The organism is Arthrobacter gandavensis (genome assembly GCF_015355785.1).
GTDB lineage: Bacteria > Actinomycetota > Actinomycetes > Actinomycetales > Micrococcaceae > Arthrobacter_B > Arthrobacter_B gandavensis_A.
Map to the genome: position 1 here is coordinate 42,276 of NZ_JADKYW010000005.1, position 23,981 is coordinate 66,256.

The 23,981-nt window shown below is 66.7% G+C and carries 20 protein-coding genes and 1 pseudogene; 6 read left to right on the forward strand and 15 right to left on the reverse strand.

Annotated elements, in window-relative coordinates; all coding sequences use genetic code 11:
• Window positions 1–56: 56 nt before the first annotated feature.
• The 6 genes and pseudogenes from ITX31_RS05275 to ITX31_RS05300 form a co-directional block, all read right to left on the reverse strand.
• Complete coding sequence (locus ITX31_RS05275) at window positions 57–1,217, reverse strand: cysteine desulfurase family protein (RefSeq protein WP_194782452.1); 1,161 nt, start codon at window positions 1,215–1,217, stop codon at window positions 57–59.
• Window positions 1,214–2,134: a carboxylating nicotinate-nucleotide diphosphorylase gene (gene nadC / locus ITX31_RS05280; protein ID WP_194782453.1), complete on the reverse strand. Its 921-nt coding sequence runs from the start codon at window positions 2,132–2,134 to the stop codon at window positions 1,214–1,216. The genes ITX31_RS05275 and nadC overlap by 4 nt, the downstream gene beginning before the upstream one ends.
• Before the next feature lie 19 nt (window positions 2,135–2,153).
• On the reverse strand, window positions 2,154–3,791 hold the full coding sequence (locus ITX31_RS05285) for an L-aspartate oxidase (RefSeq protein WP_194782454.1): 1,638 nt from the start codon (window positions 3,789–3,791) through the stop codon (window positions 2,154–2,156).
• Window positions 3,788–5,091 (reverse strand): annotated as a pseudogene (gene nadA / locus ITX31_RS05290) (quinolinate synthase NadA). The gene ITX31_RS05285 and the pseudogene nadA overlap by 4 nt, the downstream one beginning before the upstream one ends.
• On the reverse strand, window positions 5,084–5,821 hold the full coding sequence (locus ITX31_RS05295; protein ID WP_194782455.1) for an NUDIX hydrolase: 738 nt from the start codon (window positions 5,819–5,821) through the stop codon (window positions 5,084–5,086). The pseudogene nadA and the gene ITX31_RS05295 overlap by 8 nt, the downstream one beginning before the upstream one ends.
• A gap of 106 nt (window positions 5,822–5,927) precedes the next feature.
• Window positions 5,928–6,425, reverse strand: coding sequence for an Lrp/AsnC family transcriptional regulator (locus tag ITX31_RS05300; RefSeq protein ID WP_194782456.1), 498 nt, complete (start codon window positions 6,423–6,425; stop codon window positions 5,928–5,930).
• Window positions 6,426–7,328: 903 nt separating this feature from the next.
• Between ITX31_RS05300 and ITX31_RS05305 the strand changes: the two genes are divergently transcribed.
• The 5 genes from ITX31_RS05305 (at window position 7,329) to ITX31_RS05325 (ending at window position 11,646) form a co-directional block, all read left to right on the forward strand.
• Window positions 7,329–8,366: a thiamine pyrophosphate-dependent enzyme gene (locus tag ITX31_RS05305; RefSeq protein ID WP_194782457.1), complete on the forward strand. Its 1,038-nt coding sequence runs from the start codon at window positions 7,329–7,331 to the stop codon at window positions 8,364–8,366.
• Window positions 8,359–9,399: an alpha-ketoacid dehydrogenase subunit beta gene (locus ITX31_RS05310; RefSeq protein ID WP_194782458.1), complete on the forward strand. Its 1,041-nt coding sequence runs from the start codon at window positions 8,359–8,361 to the stop codon at window positions 9,397–9,399. The genes ITX31_RS05305 and ITX31_RS05310 overlap by 8 nt, the downstream gene beginning before the upstream one ends.
• Window positions 9,392–9,721, forward strand: coding sequence for a biotin/lipoyl-containing protein (locus ITX31_RS05315; protein WP_091603573.1), 330 nt, complete (start codon window positions 9,392–9,394; stop codon window positions 9,719–9,721). The genes ITX31_RS05310 and ITX31_RS05315 overlap by 8 nt, the downstream gene beginning before the upstream one ends.
• 2 nt (window positions 9,722–9,723) lie before the next feature.
• The gene (locus tag ITX31_RS05320) at window positions 9,724–10,521 is read left to right on the forward strand and encodes an alpha/beta fold hydrolase (protein WP_194782459.1); all 798 of its coding nucleotides are present in this window, start codon (window positions 9,724–9,726) and stop codon (window positions 10,519–10,521) included.
• Window positions 10,522–10,701: 180 nt separating this feature from the next.
• A complete protein-coding gene (locus ITX31_RS05325) occupies window positions 10,702–11,646 on the forward strand; it encodes a serine/threonine-protein kinase (protein WP_194782460.1) in 945 nt (314 codons plus the stop codon).
• 33 nt (window positions 11,647–11,679) lie between these two features.
• Here ITX31_RS05325 and ITX31_RS05330 read toward each other — a convergent pair whose 3' ends face one another.
• The 9 genes from ITX31_RS05330 to ITX31_RS05370 all read right to left on the reverse strand — a co-directional run bounded on the left by ITX31_RS05330 (window position 11,680) and on the right by ITX31_RS05370 (window position 22,684).
• Window positions 11,680–11,838, reverse strand: coding sequence for a hypothetical protein (locus ITX31_RS05330; protein ID WP_194782461.1), 159 nt, complete (start codon window positions 11,836–11,838; stop codon window positions 11,680–11,682).
• Window positions 11,839–11,991: 153 nt separating this feature from the next.
• Complete coding sequence (locus ITX31_RS05335; protein ID WP_194782462.1) at window positions 11,992–12,906, reverse strand: ABC transporter ATP-binding protein; 915 nt, start codon at window positions 12,904–12,906, stop codon at window positions 11,992–11,994.
• On the reverse strand, window positions 12,896–13,669 hold the full coding sequence (locus ITX31_RS05340; protein WP_194782463.1) for an ABC transporter permease: 774 nt from the start codon (window positions 13,667–13,669) through the stop codon (window positions 12,896–12,898). Before ITX31_RS05340 ends, ITX31_RS05335 begins: the two co-directional genes overlap by 11 nt.
• Window positions 13,666–14,454, reverse strand: a complete 789-nt coding sequence (locus ITX31_RS05345) for an ABC transporter permease (protein WP_194782464.1) — start codon at window positions 14,452–14,454, stop codon at window positions 13,666–13,668. Before ITX31_RS05345 ends, ITX31_RS05340 begins: the two co-directional genes overlap by 4 nt.
• A 41-nt stretch (window positions 14,455–14,495) precedes the next feature.
• A complete protein-coding gene (locus tag ITX31_RS05350; RefSeq protein WP_194782465.1) occupies window positions 14,496–15,482 on the reverse strand; it encodes an ABC transporter substrate-binding protein in 987 nt (328 codons plus the stop codon).
• Window positions 15,483–15,731: 249 nt separating this feature from the next.
• Window positions 15,732–17,099, reverse strand: coding sequence for an MFS transporter (locus ITX31_RS05355; protein ID WP_228529078.1), 1,368 nt, complete (start codon window positions 17,097–17,099; stop codon window positions 15,732–15,734).
• A 193-nt stretch (window positions 17,100–17,292) separates the two neighbouring features.
• Entirely contained in the window at window positions 17,293–20,418 is a 3,126-nt protein-coding gene (locus ITX31_RS05360) for an AAA family ATPase (protein ID WP_194782466.1), read from the reverse strand.
• Window positions 20,415–21,581, reverse strand: a complete 1,167-nt coding sequence (locus ITX31_RS05365; protein WP_194782467.1) for an exonuclease SbcCD subunit D — start codon at window positions 21,579–21,581, stop codon at window positions 20,415–20,417. Before ITX31_RS05365 ends, ITX31_RS05360 begins: the two co-directional genes overlap by 4 nt.
• A 113-nt stretch (window positions 21,582–21,694) precedes the next feature.
• Window positions 21,695–22,684 carry an MIP/aquaporin family protein gene (locus tag ITX31_RS05370; RefSeq protein WP_194782468.1) on the reverse strand — a complete coding sequence of 330 codons (990 nt, stop codon included), beginning with the start codon at window positions 22,682–22,684 and terminating at the stop codon, window positions 21,695–21,697.
• A gap of 184 nt (window positions 22,685–22,868) precedes the next feature.
• Here ITX31_RS05370 and ITX31_RS05375 point away from each other — a divergent pair, with 184 nt between their 5' ends.
• Window positions 22,869–23,957 carry an ADP-ribosylglycohydrolase family protein gene (locus ITX31_RS05375; RefSeq protein ID WP_323745589.1) on the forward strand — a complete coding sequence of 363 codons (1,089 nt, stop codon included), beginning with the start codon at window positions 22,869–22,871 and terminating at the stop codon, window positions 23,955–23,957.
• Window positions 23,958–23,981 lie beyond the last annotated feature (24 nt).

A 23,981-nucleotide genomic window follows, 5' to 3' on the forward strand; every position in this document is an offset into this window, starting at 1 on the left:
TTACCGGCGGGTTTTACGACGCGATGCTACGTGCCGGCCGTCCCGCAGGCCCGGGCTTATGAACGCGGCCCGGCGGAGCCCGCCAACCCCCGAACGCGTTCCACGGCACCGGTGAGGGCGCGTGCCGCCAATGCAACCTCGTTCTCCCGCACTGACGGGGGGAAAGTGAGCCGGACGGCGGTCTGGGCAGTTTCCCTGTCCATCCCCATGGCGGTCAGCACTGCGGACGGCTCGTCCGAGCCTGCTGCGCACGCCGAGCCGGAGGAGCACAGCACCCCTGTCCGTTCGGCTTCCAGCAGGACCGACTCGCCGCTGGTTCCGGGGAAGCAGAACGAGGCGTGGCCGGGCAGCCTTTCCGTCCGGTGTCCGGTCAGCAGGGCACCAGGCACCGACTGCAGGACGGTCTCAATCAGGTAGTCGCGCAGTTTCACGGCACGGGGTGCTGCAGCCTGGCGTTCCCGGTCTGCGAGTTCCAGCGCTGTGGCCATGGCCACAGCACCGGCAACATTTTCGGTTCCTGACCGGCGGCCTCGTTCCTGGCCGCCGCCGTGAAGAAGCGGTTCGAGGGGCAGGACCCCGCGGACGTAGAGCAGGCCGCAGCCCTTCGGTGCGCCGAGTTTGTGGCCGGAGAGGCTCATGGCGTCGATTCCCGTACCCGTTACGGACACCGGCAGCCAGCCGGCGGCCTGCACCGCGTCGGTATGGAACGGTATCCCGCGGGTTCGGCACGCATCGGCGATCTCCGCGACCGGCTGGAGGGTTCCCACCTCGTTGTTGGCCGTCATGACGGTGCAGAGGGTGGTGTCGTGTGTCAGCGCAGCTTCAACTGCGGCTGCATCCACCCGCCCTGTCCCGTCCACAGGAACCAGGGTGATGCGGAAGCCGTGGAGGCGCTGCAGGTAAGCCAGGGACTCCAGCACCGCCGGATGTTCGACGGCGGTGGAGACGATGTGGCGTCCCTGCGGTGAGGCGAGGGCCAGGCCCTTGACGGCGAGGTTGTCCGCTTCGGTGCCGCCGGAGGTGAAGACAATGTCCCCTGGCCGGCAGCCGAGCACCTCCGCGGCAGTGCGCCGGGCATAGTCCAGGGCACGGGCTGCCGCCTCACCCGCCGAGTGTGTGCTGGAGGGGTTCCCGAAATCGCTGGTATACAGGGGTGCCAGCGCAGCCAGGACTTCGGGCCGGACCGGGGTGGTGGCAGCGGCATCGAAGTAGATCATGCGCGGATGTCCAGGCCGAGGTCCAACGCGCGGACGCTGTGCGTCAGGGCACCGGCAGAGATGATGTCCACTCCCGTGGCCGCAATGGCGGCCACGGTGTCCAGCCGGACATTGCCGCTGGCCTCCGTCAAGGCCCGTCCGTTGATGGTTTCCACTCCGCGGCGCAGGTCTTCGACGCTGAAGTTGTCCAGCAGCACGGTGTCCGCTCCTCCGGCCAGCACGGCTTCAATCTGGTCCAGGGAATCCACTTCCACCTCGAAATGCACGGTGTGGGAGAGCCTGTCCCTGGCCTGGCGGAGCGCCGACGCAAGGTCGGCACCCATTGAGGCAAGGATTGCCAGGTGATTGTCCTTGGCCATGACCGCGTCGGAGAGGGAATGGCGGTGGTTGGACCCGCCTCCGCACCGCACGGCGTAGCGTTCGAGCGCCCGCAGCCCGGGGGTGGTCTTGCGGGTATCGGCGATGCGTGCCCGGGTCCCCTCGGCTTCGGCAACGAACCGGGCGGTGAGGGTGGCGATCCCGGAGAGCCGCTGCGCAAGGTTCAGGGCCACCCGTTCGGCGGCAAGGATGGTCCTCGCGGGCCCGGTGATTTCGGCGAGGATCCCGCCGGCGTCGAACCGCTCTCCGTCGCGAACCAGGCCGATCACCGCCGCGCCGGGTCCGGCGAGCCGAAAGGCCGCCTCAAGAACCTGCTCGCCGCAGAAGACGCCCTCTTCCCGGGCAGTCAGGAACGCGGTCGCTGCGGTTTCCGCCGGGATCAGGGCCTGGGAGGTGAGGTCTCCCCACGGTGAGTCCTCCGCGAGCGCGGCGGTGACCACCTGATCCACTGCGTGGCCGGGAAGGGGCAGCGGCAACGCCCCGGCGTCCCGGGGCAGCGGTTTCGGGGAACCGGTTTCGGCTTGCGGGGTCTTCGTCATGGGGTATTCCGTTCTCGGGTCAAACAGGTTCGGTGAGCGGGAGCGTGCCCGGGCAATGGTCGGCCGTGGCGGCCTGCGGGGCCGGCGCCCGCTGCGGGTCATCGGTGCGGAAGTGCGCTCCGATCGGGGAACTGCGGCGCAGCGCCGCTGCAACGACCAGCCGGGCGCAGGTGAGCAGGTTGGCGTCTTCCAGTGCCTTGACCGGCTCTCTTTCGGAGTGAACCGGAGCGGCCGCGGCGCCGTCGAGCAGCCCTGCGGCCTCACGCAGGCCGCTGCCGCTGCGCAGCACGCCCGCATGCTCCCACATCAGGGACTGCAGGGCGGCGCGTTGGAAGGGCCGCCTTCTGGTCGGGTCTTCGCGGGAGGACTGGAAGGACGCCGTCCCGGAACAGGAGGCGCCGGGTGCCTCCGGGCCGGGCCGGATTCCTTTCCACAGCCCCGCGGGTGTCCCTGTTTCCCAGGCCCGTCCGGCATCCTCGGCGGTGCAGGCAGCAGCAGCCCGGGCTCCGAAGACCAGGCCTTCCAGCAGGGAGTTCGAGGCAAGCCGGTTGGCGCCATGGACACCGGTGCAGGCGGCCTCTCCTGCCGCGTAGAGTCCGGGAACCGAGGTCCGCCCGGACAGATCCGTGGCAATGCCGCCCATCCAGTAGTGGGCGGCGGGCACTACCGGCAGCAGATCGCGTTCCCAGTCGAACCCGTGCGCGGCAGTAACGGCGGCCAGGCCAGGGAACCGGCGGGCCAGGAATCCAGCGCCCCTGCGCCGCACGATTCCGGTGGCATCCAGCCAGACGGTTCCCTCCCCCGTGGCCGCCAGGTCCCGGACGATCGAGCGGGAGACGACGTCGCGCGGCGCCAGTTCGGCGTCGTCATGGTACCGGTGCATGAACCTGCGGCCCCGGGCATCGCGGAGCACCGCCCCTTCGCCGCGGACGGCTTCGGAGATGAGCGGTGTGCCGGGTACCGCAAGTGCCGTGGGATGGAACTGGAAGAACTCCTCATCCCTGGTTTCCGCGCCCGCCCGCGCTGCCAGGGCGACGCCGTCTCCGGTGGCGCCGGAAGGGTTGGTAGTGTGCCGGTAGAGTTCGCCCGCACCGCCCGTGGCCAGGAGAACAGTATGCGCGTCAATCCGCTGCTCCCGCCCGGCGGCCAGGACATCAAGCCCCGAGACGGCACCGCCCGTGAGGACCAGGCGGACCGCGAACGTGTTCTCGAGGACGGTGATCCCGGGATGCGAGCGCGCGGCCCGAATCAATGCCGCGGCTATGCCGGCGCCGGTTGCGTCCCCGCCTATGTGCAGGATCCGCCGGGCGGCGTGGGCTGCTTCCCGCGCGAGCGCCACGGACCCGTCAGGGTTGGCATCGAAAACGGCACCCAGGTCCTGCAGCCGCAGGATATGGGAGCCGGCTTCCCGGCAGAGCACTTCCGCAGCGGCACGGTTTCCCGTCCATGCCCCTGCTGCCAGGGTGTCCTCGCAGTGGGATGCCGCGGAGTCAGCGCCGGAAGACTCCGTTACTGCCGCGATGCCGCCCTGCGCGTGCCAGGTGTTGCTGTGCTGCAGCACTGACTTGGTCACCAGCAGCACCTCAGTGCCCTGCGCTGCCGCGCAAAGTGCGGTGTACAGGCCTGCGATCCCGCTGCCGACGACGGCGATGCTCAAGGCCGGACCGCCAGCATCCGTTCCAGGGCGGTGCGGGCCGCGGCCGCGGTGTCAGCCGGGACGGTGATCCGGTTGCGGACTTCTCCGGACACGAGTCCCTCGAGCACCCAGGCGAGGTAGCCCGGGTGGATACGGTACATGGTGGAGCACGGACAGATAACCGGATCGAGGCAGAAGATGGTGTGTTCCGGGTGCTGCGCGGCAAGCCGGTTCACCATGTTGATTTCGGTACCGATTGCGAAGGTGCTCCCGGCGGGCGCAGCAGCAACCGCTTTCCGAATGTAGTCGTGGACCCGGATTCATCCGCCGCGTCCACGACCGGCATGGGGCATTCGGGATGCACAATCACCCGGACATTCGGATATTCGGCCCGGGCCCGCTCTATCTGCCCTTCCGTAAAGCGCTTATGCACGGAGCAGAAGCCGTTCCAGAGCAGGACCTTCGCGTCCAGCAGGCGCTCTGCGGAGTTGCCGCCCAGCGGGAGGCGCGGGTTCCACATGGGCATGGCATCCAGGGGAATACCCATGGCTTTGGCCGTGTTGCGGCCCAGGTGCTGGTCCGGGAAGAAAAGGACCCGCTGGCCCCGTTCGAATGCCCATTCCAGCACGGACGCGGCGTTAGAGGACGTGCAGACGATTCCGCCGTTTTCCCCGCAGAACGCTTTCAGCGCGGCGGAGGAGTTCATGTAGGTCACGGGGATGACCGGCTGCATGCCGCCGGTTGCCGGGGACCGGCCGTAAAGTGCGGTGAGCTGCTCCCAGCATTCGGCGACCGAATCGGCGTCGGCCATATCTGCCATGGAGCATCCTGCGGCGAGGTTCGGCAGCACAACCGCCTGGTTCGGTGCGGAGAGCAGGTCCGCTGTTTCCGCCATGAAGTGGACGCCGCAGAACACGATCGCCTCAGCCTCCGGACGGCTCTTGGCGGCACGGGCGAGCTGGAACGAGTCCCCCACAAAGTCTGCATGCCGCACCACTTCGTCCCGCTGGTAGAAGTGCCCGAGGATTACAACGCGGCTTCCCAGCGCTTCCTTGGCTCGGTGGATCCGTTCGTCCAGCTCGGCTGCGTCCGCTTCCCGGTATTCAGCCGGAAGTTCGCCCTGGCGGGGTGTTCCGGCAGGGACAGCATCGGCAAGGGACGCACCGGGGCCGTATCCCGGGTCACCGTCGAAGGACCAGGGGTCGGCGGCGAGGCCCGGGGTGCAGGTGGCGGCTGCCAGGGCCTGCGCCTCTTTCGGCCCGGACAGCAGCGCGATCCTGGTGGCTACGCTGCCCTCCGGCGCCGGAATAGTGTCAGTCATGTCGTTGCTCCGTTGCTGCTCGTCGCGGACTGGGAAAGGATTCGTCACGGGGATCCGGGCCGCTGTAGCGGTACAGCCGGGGCGGCCGGTGACGTCCGCCCTGAAGGTAGTGCTCGGTGGGCTCGATGTGCACCGATGCCTGCAGCTGGCGGCGGAAGTTTGCCGGGTCCAGATCGCGTCCCAGGACGGCTTCGTAGACCTCGCGGACCTGGGCAAGGGTGAAGGTGGACCCGAGGAAGGCGTAGGCCACGGTGCCGTACTCGAGTTTGTTGCGCAGCCGCCAGAGTGCATAGTCAACGATCCGGTTGTGGTCGAAGGCCAGGGTCCCCACCTTGTCTGCCCGGAACCAGGCGACGTTTTCATCCTGCCTGGCCAGCGCGGCCTCGTCCGGCTGGACCAGCGCCCAGTAGACGATCGAGACTACCCGGGGGGTCGGTGACCGGTCCGGGCCGCCAAAGGCGTAGAGCTGTTCGAGGTACCGCGGCGTCAGCGCCGTGGTCTCCTGCAGGTTCCGCGCAGCGGCGTCCTGGAGTGATTCGCTGGGACGCAGCGGACCGCCGGGCAGCGCCCACAGGTCCAGGTAGGGCTGCCTGATCCGGCGCACCAGCGGCAGCCACAGTGTCAGGTTTCCGGTGTCCGGGTCCGGGCGCAGGGCAAAGATCACCGTTGAAATCGCCAGCGACGGGGGCTCCTGTTCCCGTTCGGAGACGTTGGCGTACCTGGGGCTCATCCCTTGTCTGCCTTTCCGGCCAAAGGCCCTCGGCGATCGGCGTGATTAGTAAGAGTCATATTGACTGTAACTGAAACTGCGGCAGAAAGCGCCTTCCTCCGGCACGTTACGCGCGCTTTTCCGGTTCCCCGGCGCCCGATTCAGCAGCCGCATGCAGCAAGGGCAGCATACGGCCCTCGAAGTGGGTGTTGAGGACAATCACGGACGATGACCTCAGCACCGCACCGGTAGCGACCATGGAGTCGATGACGCGCTGCAGGTCGGAGTTGGACCGGGCAGCCACCCGGGCAATGAGGTCACTTTCCCCGGACACGGTATGGGCCTCCTGGACCTCCGGGATCTCGGCAAGGGCGGCAACGACGGCGTCGTGCCCCATGTCCTGCCGGATCGTCAGTGAGCAATAGGCTGTAACAACATACCCGAGGGCCGCCGGGTCGAGCCTTGGCCCCCATCCTGCTATGACGCCGCTGCGCTGCATCCGGTCCAACCGTGCCTGCACAGTAGCGCGGGCCACCTTGAGTGTCCGTGATGCCTCCAGGACCGACATCCGCGGATCGTCCGTAAAAAGGGACACAATCCGCGCGTCGAGCTGATCTGTTGCCATGGCGACCTTTCCCTGCTGGAGATCCGGGCGGAACCGGACATCCGCCCGGACAGGGGCGTACTGTGCCGCCCCTCAGGGAACTTTAGCGGCAGATGACGCTGTACCGCACCGCACCGCGCCACGCATGCAGGTCAGGGCGCACCCCTGAACCTCGAGGTGCAGGGCAGAAAAATGCAGGCCTTTCCAGAACGTAATCCACGGATTTTCCCCAGGCAAATTAATTGCCCGGGGTTAGACCACGGCTGGGCGCTTTTATAATTTCCGAAGGCTTTCCGCGAAACCCCGAAAATCCCGGCGAAACGGGTTCCCCGGGAAACGGGCAGATAAATGCACATTCCAGCGGCACCCGGACCTGACGGCTTCGGCAACGGGAGCCCCGGCCACCGGCCGGCGCTCCCGTCCTGCCCGATGCCCGGCGGCCGGCAGGGCAGCACCGGGTGCTGCGACTACTGGCCCTTGCGCTTCCGCGGAGCCGGCTCGGCGCCCGCAGACTTGGCGCGCTTCTCCGCGCGCTTCTCCTTGATGGACTTACCTGGCTTTTTGGCGTTTCCGGACAATTTGTTCTCCTTGACGTCTGGCCAGCGACTTTCCGGAATGATCCGGTGCCGCCTTGCTTTTATCCACTGCGGTTTTTCGCATTTGCTGAAGAACCGACAATCCAGACCATACCCGGTAATAAAATAAATGCCAGTCCTGGACGGGCACGTAGCGCGGCCGGCCGCCGGCCAGCTTGGTGGAAGCGGCCGAATCCCCTGCCGGATGGAACTGTGCGGCCCGAGCATCGCGGGTTTTGGACGGACACTTTGTATAGGTACTTAGCACTCAAGGTGCACTATATGTACAGTATGCACACACCATTGATAGCTGTTTGCATGGTGACGTGATGCCGGTTACGTTCTCCATATGGACCTAGACACAACGAGCATCCCGGAGCTCACAGCCGAGGAACTGCGCCAGCTGTACAAACTGCTCATCGCAACCCGTGACCTTGACGTGGCAGCCGTGGCCTGGCAGCGCCAGGGTATCCTCCCGGGCTACGCCCCGGAGCTTGGGCAGGAAGCCGCCCAGGTAGGCAGTGCCTTCGCCCTCGACGCCTCCCGAGACTTCGCTTTCCCCACATACCGGGAGATGGGCGTTGCCCTGTCCCTGGGAGTGGACATGGTCGAATACATGTCCACTCACAAGGCCAGCTGGCACGGAGGTCTCTACAACCCGGTCAGCACGCGGCTCGCGCCGATCCAGGCCGTGGTTGGCGGCTCGGTACTGCACGCCGTCGGCTGGGCCCACGGCCAGCGGCTTGCCGCCGGCAGTCCCGAGGGCGGGATGCCCGCCGCCATCACCTACTTCGGCGACGGCGCCAGCTCACAGGGCGACGTGCATGAAGCCATGAACTTTGCCGGCGTGCTCAAGGCTCCGGTGGTGTTCTTCGTCCAGAACAACGGCTGGGCCATCTCCCTGCCGACCGAGGAGCAGGTTGCCGGCGGCACCGTTGCACCCCGCGCCGCCGGGTACGGCATGGCCTCGGTTACCGTTGACGGCAACGATGCTCCCGCCGTCGTCCGTGCCACCCGCGCCGCCCTCGAACATGCCCGGGCCGGAAACGGGCCGGTGCTCATCGAAGCAATGACCTACCGCCGCGGACCGCATTCCACCAGCGATGATCCGGGGCGCTATCGCACGCTCGACGAAGAGCGGCGCGACGGCGGCGAGGATCCCGTAGCCCGCCTGGCAGCCCTGCTGCTGGCAACCGGCGCAGCCGACCAGGCGTTCCTGGACGCCGCGGCCGCAGAGGCCAAGACGCACACTGACACCGTCCGGGATGGCATCCAGGCGCTCCAGCCGCGCCCAGGACAGGAAATGTTCGACTTCGTCTTTGCCGAACCCACTGACGCACTCAAGGCCCAGGCCCGCGCCTGGCGGGAGGAATCCGAACATGTCTAGCCAGCTGACCGAAGAAGTACGCCCCATGGATTCCGGCTCCGCTTCGGACTCCACCGAAACCCTGTCCATGCAGGCTGCCCTGAACCGGGCGCTGGCCGAGATCCTCGCCGATGACCCCAAAGCCATCGTGCTTGGGGAAGACGTCGGACGGCTCGGTGGGGTGTTCCGTATTACGGACGGACTGCAGAAGCGCTTCGGCGCTGACCGGGTCTTCGATACGCCCCTCGCGGAATCCGGCATCCTGGGGATGTCCGTAGGCCTGGCCATGGCCGGCTTCCATCCCATCCCCGAGGTCCAGTTCGACGGATTCGCCTACCCGGCGGTCAACCAGATCATCACCCAGCTGGCCCGGATGAACTACCGCAGCCGCGGCACCATGCCGATGCCGGTGACCCTTCGTGTACCGAGCTTTGGCGGAATCCGGGCACCGGAACATCACGGCGAATCACTCGAAGCGCTCTTCGCGCACGTTCCGGGGCTGAAGGTAGTCTCACCCTCGAACCCGCACCAGGCCTACCATCTGCTCAAGCACGCCGCAGCGCAGCCGGACCCCGTCATCTTCATGGAACCGAAGTCCCGCTACTGGCAGAAGGACACCGTGGACCCGGGCACCCCCGGCAACCTGCACGGTTCGCACGTGGTTCGCGAGGGCAGGCACCTGACCCTGGTGGCCTGGGGCGCCATGGTTGCCCGCTGCCTGCAGGTCGCCGAGCTCGCCGCCGAGGACGGAATCGACATCGAGGTCCTGGACCTGCGCTGGCTGAAGCCCGTCGACGCCGAAGGACTGGCGGCCTCGGTCTCCAAGACCCGGCGCGCCGTCGTCGTGCATGAGGCCCCGCTCACTGCCGGGCTGGGCGCGGAAGTTGCCGCGCTCATTACCCAGCACTGTTTCGACACACTCAAGGCTCCGGTGGAACGGGTCACCGGATTCGACGTACCGTATCCCTCGGGTGACCTGGAAGACGAATACATCCCGAACATTGACCGCATCCTCTTTGGGATCCAGCGAGTATTGGAGTACCGGCGTGGCTGAAATTTCATTTCCCCTGCCCGACCTTGGCGAAGGCCTGATCGAAGCAACCGTCCTGGAGTGGCTGGTCGCCCCCGGCGACCAGGTGGAGCGCAACCAGCCGCTGGTGGAGGTTGAAACGTCCAAGTCCGCCGTCGAGCTGCCGTCCCCCCAGGCCGGCGTCGTTGCCCGGATCTACGGAGAAGCCGGCGAGAAGATCAACGTGGGCGAGCCCCTGGTGGTCTTCGAGGTCCCGGATGACACTGCCGGGATTGTCGGCACCGTCCCGCAGGAAGCACCGGCACGGCGCCGGGTCCGGCTCTCCGCCGTCCTGGACGAGGACTAAGCGTGGGTACGGGCGTCGAAACTGCTCCTGCCCTGTACAGCGAAGTCCACGAACCCGGCGGCGGTGATTCGCTGCGTCCCGTGCTGGTGCTGCACGGGTTTGCCTCCTCGACGGAGCTGAACTGGGAGTCCACGGGCTGGATCGCCGCATTGACCGGGGCCGGGCGGCGGGTTATCACCGTTGACCTGCCCGGACACGGGCGCAGCGAGGCGCCCCGGGAACGGGAGCACTATTGTCCGAGCCGGATCCGGGCCCGCCTGCTGGACCTGCTGGCAGAGGCTGGAGTGCGCCCGCTCGCCGAAGACGACCCCTCCTCCGGCGTGGACGTGGTCGGATATTCGCTGGGTTCGCGGCTGGCATGGGAACTGGGTGCAGCCGCTCCCGGGCTGGTCCACCGCATGGTTCTGGGCGGACCGGGAGCCGGGGACCCGCTGGCGGACTTCGACCTGGAAGGTGCACGGCAGTTCCTTGCCCACGGGACCCCGCTTGCGGATCCCGTGAGCGCCGATCTGCTGCGGATGGCCCAGCTTGTGCCCGGCAATAACCTGGATGCCCTTTTAACCCTCATCGAGGCAATCAAGGAAGAACCTTTCCGCCCGGCATCAGCCGTACCTGCCATGCCGCTGTTGCTGGTAGCCGGTGAACAGGACGAGCTGGCCGTGACGGCGCCCGAGCTCGCGGCACTTAACGGGCACGCGGACCTGCTCATGCTCCCCGGCCGCCGGCACGCCAACGCCGTGACATCGCGGGCTTTCAAGAACGCGGCTGTGGAATTCCTGAACGTCCGCCCCCTGACTTAGGTCAAGACTTGGTTACAGCGGTCCAAAACGGAACTGTAAGGGTGTCTTCGCAGGATAGGATCGAATAGTCAGTACACTGAAATTGAATTACTAAGTGTGCTTTCGATTTACTCCCGACCATTAGGTGCAGCATCCATCCATGTTCCATCCCCGCAGTTCAACCCCTAAGTGAGGACGCCCGTGGACTTATTCCTGGGGCAGCGTTACCGCACCACCGACCTGATCGGCACCGGTGGCGCTGCTTCCGTGCACCGGGCGATGGATGAGAACCTGGGCCGCGAAGTAGCCGTCAAGGTCTTCCGCTCCTCGGTCCAGGAAGACGACGACTACCGCCGCCAGCACACCGAAACGCTGCTCCTGGCGACACTGAACCATCCCGGGCTCGTCACGCTGCTGGACGCGGGCCAGCATCACGAGGACGACAGCCAGGTCCTGAACTACCTGGTCATGGAACTGGTGGACGGGCCCGACCTGCGCCGCACCCTCAAGTCCGGGCCGCTCCCGGCAGTTTCGGTGGCTTCGCTCGGAGCAGACCTGGCTGACGCCCTCGCCTACGTGCATTCCAAGGGCGTGATCCACCGGGACGTCAAGCCGGCGAATATCCTGCTCTATCCCCAGGAGCACGACTCCCGCCTGTACCCCAAGCTCACCGACTTTGGCATCGCGCGCCTCGTCGAAGCCACCGTCGCAACGGCGCACGGAGCTACGATCGGTACGGCCAACTACCTCAGCCCTGAACAGGCACAGGGCGGTACAGTGGCGCCGTCCACCGACATCTATTCACTGGGCCTGGTGCTGCTGGAGTCCCTGACCGGCGAGAAAGCCTTCCCCGGTCCCATTGTTGAAGCCGCCGTCGCGCGGCTGCTGCGCGATCCGGAGATACCCGATTCCCTCGGTCCGGAGTGGGTGGAGCTGCTCCGCGCGATGACCAACCGTCTCCCGGATGCCCGGCCGGCTGCGCACGAAGCAGCGTCGGCCCTTCGCGCCCTCGCCGTGGAGCCGGAGACAGCCGTCCCGCATTCCGACGTTGACGAACCCGATGCCGAGGAAGTCTGCACGGGCGGAGTGACAACGGGAAACATCTATATCCCGCTGCCCCCCTCGCACGCCCCGAGCCTGGGCTAGGCCTCCGGCCCAGCCAGACCGGGTCAGCCCGGATCAGGAACCGGCGTCTGCGTCCTCTTCGGGTTCGAAGCTGGATGCCTCATCAGTGCTGGACGCGGCTACCCCGTCACCTGACTCGGGGATGGTGCCCTCCGGACCTGCTCCGCCGTTCTTGTCCTGCTCCTCGGGTATTCCCTTGCCTGCATCAGTCATGTTTTCCTCTCCTGGGTGACCTGCCCGCCAAACCGGCAGGCAGGCGCCTGACTTCCGATACTAGGCCTCCGGCCGCGCACAGGACAGGGCCGGTGATTTCCTCCCCCATGGAGGGAACCACCGGCCCTGTCCTGCAGCCGCTTCGACTGCAGGCTAGGAGCCGTCTCCGGCACCGCTTCCGTCAGCCAGCACTCCGTGCGTGGCTGCCGGAACGTGAGGGACCGTGGTCCGCGGGGCCGCGGCAGCAAGGGAAGAGGACTGGCCCTTGTTCTGCTTGGCAACCTGGATCTGCTCGTACACATGGTTGCGAAGCTCCACGAAGCGGGGAAGCGACCGGGTGGTGAGCTGGTCCCGTTTCTCCGGAAGGTCGATCACGATGTCCTCCTGCACTACGGTCGGCGAGCTGGAGAGGACCACGACCCGCTCCCCCAGGTAGACGGACTCGTCGATGTCGTGGGTGACGAACAGGATCGTGACGCCGAGCTTCTCCCACACGCTCCGCACCAGGTCTTCGAGGTCCGCCCGGGTCTGGGCATCGACGGCGGCAAACGGCTCATCCATGAGCAGCACCTTGGGCTGGTACGCGACGGCGCGCGCGATGGCCACGCGCTGCTGCATGCCGCCGGAGAGCTGCCACGGATAGCTGGTGGGCACGTGTGCCAGGCCCACGGCTTCCAGGGCATTGTCCACCAGCTGGTTGCGCTCGACCTTGGCGATCCCCGCGTTCTTAAGCGGAAGCTCTACGTTTCCGCGCACCGTCATCCAGGGGAAGAGGCTCCGCCCGTATTCCTGGAAGACGACTGCCATGTCCTTCGGCGGCTCGGTGACCTTCTTCCCCGCCAGGACCACCTCGCCGGAGGTAGGAGCCATCAGGCCGGCGATGATCTTCAGCAGCGTGGTCTTGCCGCTGCCCGAAGGGCCAACCAGGCAGACGAGCTCACCCGGGCGAAGGTCGAAGGTCAGGTTGCGGACAGCTTCGATCTCCCCGGCATCGACCTTGTAGATCTTCTGGACGCCCCGGACCGACAGCAGCGGCTGGACGGAACCTTCCGTGGGATTACTCTGCATGTTCTACCTCTCTCAAACCGTGGTACCAGCCGAGGATGCGGCGTTCGGACCACTGGAACAAAAATGACATGGCCACGCCGATCAGGCCAAGGACCACGATGCCGCTCCACATTTCGGGAATGGCGAAGGAGCGCTGGAACTGGACGATGGTGAAACCGAGGCCTTCGGAGGACGCGAACATTTCCGAGATGACCATCAAGATCAGGCCGATTGACAGGCACTGGCGGACGCCGGCCATGATCTGCGGGCTGGCGCTGGGAAGCACCAGGTAGCGCAGGCGGGCAAACCCGCTGATGCGGAACGTCCGCGCGGAGTCGCTGAGCACACCGTCAACGGCGCGGACGCCTTCAATGGTGTTCAGGAGCACCGGCCAGATGCAGCCGGAGACAATGACGGCGATCTTCATCTGGTCATTGATGCCGATCAGCAGCATCAGGACCGGAATGAGCACCGGCGGCGGGATCGCCCGGAAGAATTCCAGCACGGGTTCCATCAGGCTCCGCAGCCAGCGGGTGGTACCCACCAGGATTCCCAGGGCGGTGCCAAGCACAATGGCCAGCGCGATGCCCGTTACGAGGCGGATGAGGCTGGGCATGACGTCCGTCATGATGCGGTCCCAGGTCCAGACCGTCACGAACTTCTCCACCAGGGTGCCGGGCTTCGGGACAAAGAAGTTCGTGCTGCCCTGGGTGCTGATCCACCAGATGAAGATCAGCAGTGCCGGCAGTCCTACGAGGTAGCCCGCTTTCTTGAGCGTGTTCATACCACTACCTCCCCGCGGACCGAGCTGTGCCAGGACAAGGTGCGGCGTTCAACAACGCGCATGCCCATATTGATCAGGATGCCCAGCACACCGGTGGTCAGCACCAGTGCGTACATCTGGGCGATGGCACCGCCGGACTGGGCGTTCGCAATCTCCTTGCCCAGGCCGGGCGAACCTATGATCAGGCTCGCGGTGATTGCCAGGATGAGGGCCACGGCAGCGGCAAGCCGCACGCCGGTCATCAGGTACGGAAGCGTGGTTGGCCACACGACGTAGCGGATTCTTGCCAGGCGGCCCAGGCCGAAACTCTTGGCCGTATTGTTGGCCACCGGGTCCACGTCCGCTACCCCGTAGAGGACCTGGATCAGGACCTGCCAGAAGGAGGCGTAGACCACCAGCAGGAGCGTCGATTCAATGCGGAAGCCGAACAGCAGGACGGCCAGCGGAATCAGCGCCACCGACGGGATGGGGCGGAGGAACTCGATGGTGGAGTTGGTTGCCTTGCGCAGGAAGCTGCTGGAGCCGATAACCAGTCCCAGGACCACGGCCGCGACGGTGGCGATCAGGAGGCCGAGGAACCAGCCCGTCATGGTGTCCACGACGGCGGCCCAGAACGCACCCAGGCCCAGGTTGTTGATGAAGACTCCCAGCACCTCACTGGCCGGAGGCAGGAATCGGGGATTGACCACTCCAAGCCGGGGAATCAGTTCCCAGGTCAGCAGGAACCCGAGGATTCCAGCCAGCCCCAGCAACGGCCCCGTGGGGAGACGTTTAGCGGATTTCATATGCTCTCGTTCTTCTCGAACCGGACGGAGGGGGCGCGCTGCTAGTCCTGTGCCGGAAGCATGGCGTCCAGGTCCGGAGCCTTGGACAGCGTGCCGTAGCTGGCTGCTGCTTCACCGAGGATCGCCAGGCCTTCACGGTCGAAATCTGCGTGGAAGGCAGGCAGGACCATCTTGGCGCGCATTTCTTCGTCGATCTTCGTGTAGGTACCTACGATGTCCCGGACAGCGTCGGGGTTTTCCTGTGCATATTCCAGTGACTTCTTCATGGCCCGGGTGAACTTCTCGACGGTCTCGGGGTTCTCCTCGATGTAGGCGGAGGTGGTGAAGTAGCCGCTGATGTCCAGGCTCGGGTGCGTTTCGGCGAAGTTGTAGGCGATAACCCGGGCACCGTCTTCAACGGTCTGGGTCAGGAAGGGATCAAGGATCCAGGCGGCGTCGACCTGGCCTGACTCGACGGCGGCGGGTGCGTCGGGGAAAGCAACCTCGACGAACTTGATGCTCTCATGGTCCCCGCCGGCGTTCTCCACGAGCTTGCGGATAGTGGTGTCACCGATGTTCGAAAGGTTGTTGACGGAGACTGTCTTCCCGGCCAGGTCTGCCGCGGTCTGGATATCCGATCCGGCGGGAACGACTACGGCGCCGAAATCCGAAGACGTGTCTCCGGTAGTCGAATTGCCGTTCGAGACCAGCTCGATATCCAGCCCTTTGTCATTGGCGACCATCACGGAAACGACGTTGCCGAAGGCAAAGTCGAAGTCGCCGCTTACCACGCCCGGCACGGCAGCAGCGCCGCCCGTGGTGGTCTGGATGTCCAGGTCCAGCCCTTCGGCCTCAAAGAATCCCTGCTCCCTGCCCAGCCAGATGGGGGCAGTATCAACGATCGGCATGATCCCCACCGAGAGGGTGGTGAGGCCGGAGGTGTCTTCTGTGCCTGTTGTGCTCTCGTTCCCCGAGAGGGATCCGCCTCCACACGCGCTGAGGGTCAAAGCGGCCGCTGCGGCCAGGAGGACGGGGGCATTGCGTTTCACTTAAAGCGCTCCTTGTACGGTGGAACCCCGCGAAGACGGCCGCAGGGCCAGAACTCCGGTTCACCCGCCATTCCTGAAAACCTGCTTGTGCTGGAATGTTCGTATGTTGAACAGAAGTTCTACAGGTAAACGCTATGAAATGCGTCACTTCCCGTCAAGGAAAATAAGTGATTGGAAACACAATCGAGACCGGTTGCGTAATGTTACCCGCGCCGTGCCGGCAACCCGCTTCTGCGCGGCAGCGCCGGGCTATGCTGTTGGGTCCTTGGCCCGCCGAACGGCGACGGCAGAAGCGAGGCCCAGGATTAGCAGTGATGCTGCTGCACCGGCGCTGACCAGGAACGCTGCCGGGTGGCCGAAGGCTTCTGCCAGCGGCCCCGCCAGCCCTGATCCAACTGCCGTGCCGGCAACCGTGCCGCTGGCCAGGAGGGTCATGAAAGTGCCCATCAGGTGCCGGGGCGCAAGCTCAGCTCCAATGCCGAAGATGCTCACCATTGTTGGGCCCACCGGGATGCCCAGGACGAAAAGAACAGCAAGCATGCCGGGGATGCCTGAGGGGACGAGCAAGAGGAGGGCTGCTGCCGTCATTGCCGCGGCTGAAGCCACCCAGCGCGCGGACTGACTGAAACGCTGGGACCAGAACGCCACTGACAGCGCGGCTGCGGCGGAGCTGACTCCCATGATCGAGTACAGCAGCCCGGCGGCATCAGCTGCTCCGAAGGTTCCGCCAAAGGCGGCCAGGGATGCCTGGGCTGATCCGAAGAAGGTGCCCATGGCCACCATGCCCAGGATCGGCAGTGCCAGCAGGCCCCAGGAAGTGCTGCCGCGCGCCCGGCGGGCACTCGGCGTCGTCATCTTCTCCCTGCCGCGCCTGGGGGCAGGGACGACGACGGCTGCGGAGCGGTGGAAGGCGAAGGCACTGACCATCGAGGCCGAGAGCACGGCCGCCAGCGCCAGGGGCAGCCACGGAGCGACTGCGGCGGCGAGCAGGCCCACGAGTGCCGGGCCAAGTACGAAGCTCAGTTCATCGGCCATGCTCTCGTATGACAGGGCTGTACCCATTTCCCGTCCGGTCCGGTCCCGGGAAGTTAGTGCCATCCAGCGCACCCTTGCCAGCGGCCCGACCTGCGGACCGGTGGCTCCCATGCCAAAGGCTGCGGCAAGGACGGCAGCGAACGGACCGCCGTCGGGAAGCTGCAGGGCAGTCAGTATTACCGCGATGATAAGGAGCGGATTGGCGACGGCGGCAGCCAGCAGCACCTTGCGCTGGCCGATGCGGTCCGCAAGGTAGCCAAGTGCGGGACCGCCCAGGGCGGATCCCACTCCCACGGCTCCAGCGGTAAAACCGCCCTGTGCATAGGAACCCGAGATGCTGGTGACCAGTGTCAGGCCGCCGATGGTGATCATCGCCAGCGGCAGCCGGGCAAGAAAGGCGATGGAGAAGAACGCGGGCCCTGCGATTTGGAGAATGCGGCCGTAGCGGCCTCTCCCCGGCGCTGCGGCAGGGGTTTCCGGGCCAGGCGTTTGAGAGCCGTGGTTCTTGCCCACGGTGAGGTCCGGTGCAGCGGGCGCCGGATTTTCGGGGCCGGACGGCTCGTCAGACGTAAAAGGTTTCATGCGGTACTCAGTTCAGGCGAAAAGCGCGCATCGTCCCTCCTCCCGATGCGCCCGACCCGAATACATGCCGATCTTACCCCGCCGGAATCGCTGCGGCGGCTCATGCTCGCTCCTGGCGTACAGGGCGGGCGCGGTCCGGGCAAGTGCTGGCCGGCCGCTTCCGGGCACTGTCCATCCGCGCCGGCCGGACCTGTTAGACCGGCAGCGCATCCACGGTGCGGTAACTCACGGTTGAACCGTTGCGGCCGCGGCTAATCTGCAGCTGCGCGCTGATGCGTTGCTTCATCTCGCTGACGTGGCTGACCAGGCCAACCACCCGTCCGCCGTCGCGCAGCCCTTCCAGCGCGTCCATCACCTGTTCCAGGGCTTCCTCGTCGAGACTGCCGAATCCCTCATCCACGAAGAGGGTTTCCATGCTGGTCCCGCCGGATTCCTGCTGGACAACGTCCGCCAGGCCCAGGGCAAGGGCCAGGGAAGCCATGAAGGACTCTCCGCCGGAGAGAGTTGAGGTGTCCCTGCGCACACCCGTCCAGTCGTCAATGACATGCAGGCCAAGCCCCGCCTTCCGGTTTCCGGACCTTGAGTCGTCGTGCACCAGGGAATACCGCCCGCCGGTCATTGCCGCGAGCCGCTCCGTTGCCGCGGCGGCTACCTGCTCCAGCCGGGCCGCGAGGACGTAGGTGCTTAGCGCCATCCGGTAGTTGTTCTCCCCGTTGCCTCGCGCCGTATCGCTGAGGGACGTCAGGAGGCTGCAGCGCACCTGGAGCGGTTCCATCTCAGCCTCCGCCCCGGCCAGCCGCCCCGCAAGGTCCTCGAGGGTACCTGCCGATCCTTCCAGAAGTCCGATTTGCACCGCTCCGTCGGACACGGCCTGACGCGCCGCGTCGGCGGCTTCGGCAGCCTCCGCGACGTCCTCCTCATTGGGCATAGGCTCGGGTACTCCCGCACTGTCCAGCTGCGCAAGCGCCTCTTCATCCTCCCGGCGCATGGCCAGGCGTGCGGCCTGCGCATCGAGTGCCGCGAATTCGGCACGCAGTTCCTCCGCCTCGGCCGCGGGCAGCAGTGCTGCGCGTACCGCCCCGGCATCGGGGAAAGGAGTCCCCGACAGCGCGTCCTGCAGCGTCCGGGCTGCTTCGGCCTGGAAGCCGCCCGCCTGCCGGGCTGCCTGCAGTGCGCTCCTGGCGGCGACGGTGAGGCGGCGTACGCTTTCGAGCTGCTCCAGCCGCGCAGCGAATGCCCCCCGGTCTGACAGGTCCCCCGGGCCCCTTCGGCTCAGCTCGACGGATTCTTCCTCAGCAGCAGCGGCACGCGCCTGTGCCTGTGCGGCCGCCTGGAGGTGGCTGGAGCGTGCCTGCTCCAGCTGGCCGAGTTCGGCCTCGATGGCCCGGAGCCGGTCTTCCGCCTCGCCGAGCCCGGCGGCCGCCTTCTTCGCGGCACGGAGGTCTTCCTCCGCTTTGACCCCTGCCCGCCGCGCTTCGTCCGGATCTGAGTCTCCGCCTTGGGCGCGGAGGGCAGCTGCCGCCGAAGCATCCGCCTCGGCCAAGGCACGTGCCGCTTCCCACTCTTTTTCCGCGGCACCGCTGGCTGCCCGGGCTTCTGCTTCCTCCTCGCGTGAGACGATCTGCCCGCCCTCCGGCAGGGGCGCCGGGGCAGGGTGGGAGGTGCTGCCGCAGACGGGACAGTCCCCGCCCGGTTCAAGGGACGCAGCCAGTTCCGCGGCTGCCTGGTCCAGCCTCAGCTGCAGCAGGTCCTGCCACCTGCCGCGCGCATCCTGGAACCGATCGCGGGCCTGCGCCGCGCGCTCCGCTGATTCCAGGGCGGCCGCGTGGGAGGTTTTATAGTTGCGGATCACCTCCAGCGTGCCGGCAGCCTCCTGGATGCGCCGCCGGGCAGCGTCCGTTTCCGCCGCGCCGGTCCGCAGCGCAGGCAGGGCCGCACGCAGGGAAGCCTGTTCTTCCCTGAGCGCGGCAGCGGCGTCCTCTGCCCCTGCGGCTTCACCGCGGAGCTGGGCTTCCCGGGCCGCTTCCCGCTTTTTCAGGGCAGCAAGTTCCGCGGCGCGTTCAGCATCAGCCAGTGCGTTCTCGGCCGCCGACAGTTCCTTGCCGGTGCGCTCCTCCAGGTCCGACAGTGCGTCGGCGTTCGGCAACTGCGATCCGGGCGCAGGCTGAGCCGCGGTTCCTTCCGGGATAAGGTCCCCAAGGCCTGCCGGAGCGGCTGCGGCACCAAGGGCAGCAAGCGCACTGTGTCCTGCAGCTTCCGCGCGCCGGAACCCGTGCTCCGCGGAGGTGAGCGCGTCCAGGTAGCCCTTAAGGCCTTCCGCCCGCAGATGGGAGTCAAGCAGTGCCCGTTTGGGCAGGCCGGCGGCCTGCCGAGCGGCGTGTTCACGTTCTTCGGCCTCCAGCTGGAGCCTGGCCAGTCCCCGCGCACGGCGTGCCTCTAACCTGTGCAGGAAGTCCTCGGCCTCTTTGGATCCGGTGATCTTTCCCGCCTGGGCCTCCCGCAGGGACGAGAGCTGGTCACTAACCGCAGCGCGCACGGCGCTGATCCATGCTGAACCGGCCTCAGCCGGTTCCTGCTCTGCGGCAGGGGGGACCGCCGGCGCTGCTGAACCCGCAGCCCGGCTGCCCAGCAGGCGGGCGCAGCGTTCAGCCTCGCTTTGTGCCCGGGCGCGGAGGAGTTCCGCATCGGCCTGGGCCAGTGACAGCTCCGTCCTGGCTGCCTCAGCCTCGGACTTGAGCTGCTGTTCAATCTCCTCATAGCGCCAGGTTCCAAAGAGCCTCTGCAGCAGCTCCGCACGGGAGGTCGCATCAGCGCGCAGGAACGCCGCGAAGTCGCCCTGGGGCAGCATCACCACACGGGTGAACTGCTCGCGGCTCATCCCGAGCAGGTCCTGGATCTCCGTGGCAGCCTCATCATTGCGGGCGGTCTTCTGCACCCACTCCCCCTGGACCAGTTCGCTGAGCAGGGTGCGGGCCTGCTCGGTCACGGTTCCGGTGGCGCTGCCGGCGCGCTTGGCCGGGCGCTCCCACTGCGGCCTCCGGATTACCTTGAACCTTCGGTTCCCGGCGCTGAAATCAAGCAGGACTTCGGGGGCAACACCCGGAGCAGCGTGGTCGCTGCGGAGTTTCCGTGCCTCCTGGCGTGCGCCCGGGACCGATCCGTAGAGCGCAAAGCAAACGGCATCCAGCACACTCGTCTTTCCTGCACCGGTGGGTCCGTTCAGCAGGAAAAGTCCCTGCGCACCGAGTTCATCGAAATCGATTTCCTGACGGCCGGCGAACGGACCAAACGCCTGCATTTCCAGCCGGTGGATCCTCATTTGGCCGCCTCCGCAGCGCTGACTTTCTGAAGCACTTCGGCGAACACGGCCCGCTCTTCGGCCGAGGCTTCCCGTGAGCGCACATGGTCCAGGAACCCGCAGCAGACATCAAGATCGTCCGTGGCCCTGGCCAGCCTCCGGCTGTAGCTCTCGTTGACGCCCCGCGGACCCGAGGCCGGATCGAAGGAAAGCACCAGCGTGTCCGGGAAACGCGTCCGGAGCTGCTCCATGGCCTTGGCCGGACGCATGTCATCGGTAAGGGTGACCTGGCACCAGGCGTCCTCAGCGTGGGCATGTGCCGGATCTTCCAGGAGTTCCCCAAGCGTTCCCCGAAGCACGGCCAGCCGCTTCGGCGCCATCCACGGTACGGGTGCTACCCCGGCCAGGCCGAACGGACTGACGTCCACCAGCAGACCTCCTTTCGCCTGGCGCGCTTCGGAGAAGGAGTACGGCAGAGGGGAACCGCTGTACCAGACGTTCGGGGCCAGCTCCTGGCGCCCGTGCAGGTGGCCCAGCGCGGTGTAGGTAAAGGAGGTGAACAGGTCCAGCGGTACGGCACCTACTCCGCCCACGGACAGGTCCCGTTCGCTGTCCGAGGTGATGCCTCCTGACGCGAAGGTATGCGCCATGACTACCGGCAGGACCGGTTCACCGGCCTCCCGGCGCTCCTGGACGTCCAGCCGGATTCTTCGAACGGCCTCGCCCAGTACGCCGGCGTGGCTGGGCGTAACATCGGCGCCAAGCTCGGGCGCTGCGAGCCGCGGTTCCAGGTAGGGAATGCCGTACACCGCCACATTGGCCGTGCCCTCGCGCAGCAGGACCGGGGAGGTGATCGCTTCGATGCCTGTCCTGAGGTGCACTCCGCCCTGCTCAAAAATACGTCCGCCGAAACCAAGGCGGGCTGCGGAATCATGGTTGCCGCTGGTGAGGATCACCTTTGCACCTGCTGCCGTGATCCCTGCGAGCGCTTCATCCAGCAGCCGAACCACGTCTACTCCGGGCAGGGCACGGTCATAGACGTCCCCGGAGATGAGGACGGCGTGCACCTCCTCGCTGCGGACGGTTTCCAGAAGCTGGTCCAGGAAGGCGTGCTGCGCCTGGAGCATCCCCACGCCGTGGAAGGAACGGCCCAGGTGCCAGTCGGAAGTGTGCAGGAATCGCATACCAATAAAACTACCGCCCGCCGGTGACACAGCAGATTCTCGGGCCGGGGGCTGGCCGGAGTCTGCTGTGCCGCCTGCGGGCGGCGGTGCGTGCGGTTATACCGCCGGCGATGCTAGGAGCGGGGTCCGCCTGTGCCGTTGCCGTCCGCTTCGTCTTCCTTGGCGGCGTCGTCAGAGTCGGCTTCGAAGAATCCGCGGGCAGCGGCGTCGTCGGACTTCGTCCGGGCGGCGTCCTCACTGCCGGCAGCTGCTGATTCGGCAGCCGGCTCGGCGGGAAGCTCCTCGTCGTCTGCAACAATCTCATCCTCAACGATCTCGTCTTCGACGACTACCGCGGAAGCGGGCACCGCGAAATCAAGGCTGCGGTAAATCAGCCCGGTGATGGCCGCGCCCAGCAGCGGTGCAACCCAGAACAGCCACAGCTGCTGGATAGCCCAGGGTTCGGCGAAGACTGCCACGGCCGTGGAGCGGGCGGGATTGATGGAACCGCCGGTGATGGGAACCAGGAAGGTCAGGAGCGCGGCGTAGGTAACACCGACGGCGAAGGCACTGGCCGCGCTGGAAAGGCGTGTTCCGGCGCCGAGGAAGACCGCTGTCAGCAGTGCGGCCGCGATGACCTCGGTCAGCAGTGCGCCGGCCAGCGGGAACTGCGTGGCCGAGTTCTCGGCGAAGCCGTTCGCAACGGCGGCAAAGAACGGCTGCGTCTCCGGAATCTGCGGGTGTCCGGTCATGGAGACCCAGAGGATCAGGGCGGCAAACAGTGCACCAACGAGCTGGGCCACGATGTACGGCAGCACTGCCCGCCATGACGTGCGTCCGGCCAGTGCGGAGCCAACGGTGATGGTGGGCAGGAAATGCCCGCCTGAGATGTACCCGAAGGCAACCATGGCGGCCGCCAGGACCAGCCCGAAGGCCAGCGGAGCAGACAGTCCTCCCGAGGGATTGAAGAACGCGACGCCCAAGCCCGCCAGCACCAGCAGGAAGGAACCCGCCGCTTCCGCGATGCTGCGGCCCAGGAGCCCGTAGGAGCGCAGGGACGTGATGGTTGTGCCTTCGGCAGCTGCGGCGCCCGCGCCGGCTGGGTTATGTGGCTCTGCAGTCATTGGAGGAGGTATTCCTATCAGTTGGTGAAGTACATGGTTCCGTGCGCGCAGTGTCCGGACAGGGCCGCGGCCGCGCAAACACCCCAGCCTTCCACCGCTTCCTGTGAGGCTGCTGGGTGCGCACTGAGCATACACTCGCCCTCTGCCACGGGAGGGTCCGGCCGCGGAGACCTATGCTGGACTCGTGAACAATTCCGTGCCCCTGCCGCAGGCAGATCCTGAACTTTTCCGCTCCAAGGTCCGGGCGTGCCTGCTGGGCGGCGCCCTCGGCGATGCCCTCGGATACGCGGTTGAATTCGATTCCCTGGACGGCATCCGCGCCCGCTTCGGTACCGCCGGCCTCACGGACTTCAGCCAGCTGGATAAGCCTGCTCCGGTTTCCGATGACACCCAGATGACCCTGTACACGGTTGACGGGCTGGTGGAGGTACTGCAGTGGGCCAATGACGGCGTGGGCGCCGATGAGACGGCGTGTCTCTGGCTGTCCTACCTCCGCTGGCTTAAGACGCAGGGTGAGTCCCTGCCGGCCAACGCCCCGTACCAGCCGGACCGCTGGATCGATGCCCAGGACGTGCTCCATCACCGGCGGGCTCCCGGCAACGCCTGCCTGTCCGGGCTGCTGACCGGCGAGATGGGCACAAAGCAGAGGCCCGTGAATGCCGGGTCCAAGGGCTGCGGCACAGTGATGCGCTCCGCGCCCTTTGGTCTGCTCCCCTACGTTTCAGACGAAACTGTCTACAAATTCAGCGCCGACGGCGCTGCCCTGACCCACGGGCATCCGTCGGCACTGCACAGCGCCGCCGTCTTCAGCGCGCTGATCCACGACCTGCTTCCCTCCGGAGCTGCCCTGGAGGACGCTGCCGCTGCAGCCGTGGAGCGAGCCTTGGCCTCCGGGGTGCCCGAGCTGGCCGAACGCCTCGCTGCCGCCGTGCGCCTGGCGGCTGAAGAGCGCGCCGGCAGGGCAGCTTCCGCCCCGGATCGAATGAAGGATGCGCTGGGAGAAGGCTGGGTTGCCGAGGAAGCACTGGCCATCGGCCTCTACGCGGCCCTGGCCGCCTCGGATGCCGGTACGCCGCAGGAACACTTCCGCCGCGCCGTCGCAGTGGCGGTGAACCACGACGGCGCCAGCGACTCTGCTGCCTCGATGGCGGGAAACATCCTGGGTGTCCTCTACGGGACCGCGGCGCTCCCTGCGGACTGGCTGCAGGCCATCGATGCCCGGGAGACCGTGGAGGCAATGGCCGACGCCTTCATCGGCGTTACGGCCGGTTAGCGGGCCCGGAACCGGCGGGCCCGC

Coding starts and splice junctions, on each gene's coding strand:
- ITX31_RS05275 (WP_194782452.1), bottom strand. CDS start 1,217: ATGATCTACTTCGATGCCGCTGCCACCACCCCGGTCCGGCCCGAAGTC.
- nadC (WP_194782453.1), bottom strand. CDS start 2,134: ATGACGAAGACCCCGCAAGCCGAAACCGGTTCCCCGAAACCGCTGCCC.
- ITX31_RS05295 (WP_194782455.1), bottom strand. CDS start 5,821: ATGAGCCCCAGGTACGCCAACGTCTCCGAACGGGAACAGGAGCCCCCG.
- ITX31_RS05300 (WP_194782456.1), bottom strand. CDS start 6,425: ATGGCAACAGATCAGCTCGACGCGCGGATTGTGTCCCTTTTTACGGAC.
- ITX31_RS05305 (WP_194782457.1), top strand. CDS start 7,329: ATGGACCTAGACACAACGAGCATCCCGGAGCTCACAGCCGAGGAACTG.
- ITX31_RS05310 (WP_194782458.1), top strand. CDS start 8,359: ATGTCTAGCCAGCTGACCGAAGAAGTACGCCCCATGGATTCCGGCTCC.
- ITX31_RS05330 (WP_194782461.1), bottom strand. CDS start 11,838: ATGACTGATGCAGGCAAGGGAATACCCGAGGAGCAGGACAAGAACGGC.
- ITX31_RS05335 (WP_194782462.1), bottom strand. CDS start 12,906: ATGCAGAGTAATCCCACGGAAGGTTCCGTCCAGCCGCTGCTGTCGGTC.
- ITX31_RS05340 (WP_194782463.1), bottom strand. CDS start 13,669: ATGAACACGCTCAAGAAAGCGGGCTACCTCGTAGGACTGCCGGCACTG.
- ITX31_RS05345 (WP_194782464.1), bottom strand. CDS start 14,454: ATGAAATCCGCTAAACGTCTCCCCACGGGGCCGTTGCTGGGGCTGGCT.
- ITX31_RS05355 (WP_228529078.1), bottom strand. CDS start 17,099: ATGAAACCTTTTACGTCTGACGAGCCGTCCGGCCCCGAAAATCCGGCG.
- ITX31_RS05360 (WP_194782466.1), bottom strand. CDS start 20,418: ATGAGGATCCACCGGCTGGAAATGCAGGCGTTTGGTCCGTTCGCCGGC.
- ITX31_RS05365 (WP_194782467.1), bottom strand. CDS start 21,581: ATGCGATTCCTGCACACTTCCGACTGGCACCTGGGCCGTTCCTTCCAC.
- ITX31_RS05370 (WP_194782468.1), bottom strand. CDS start 22,684: ATGACTGCAGAGCCACATAACCCAGCCGGCGCGGGCGCCGCAGCTGCC.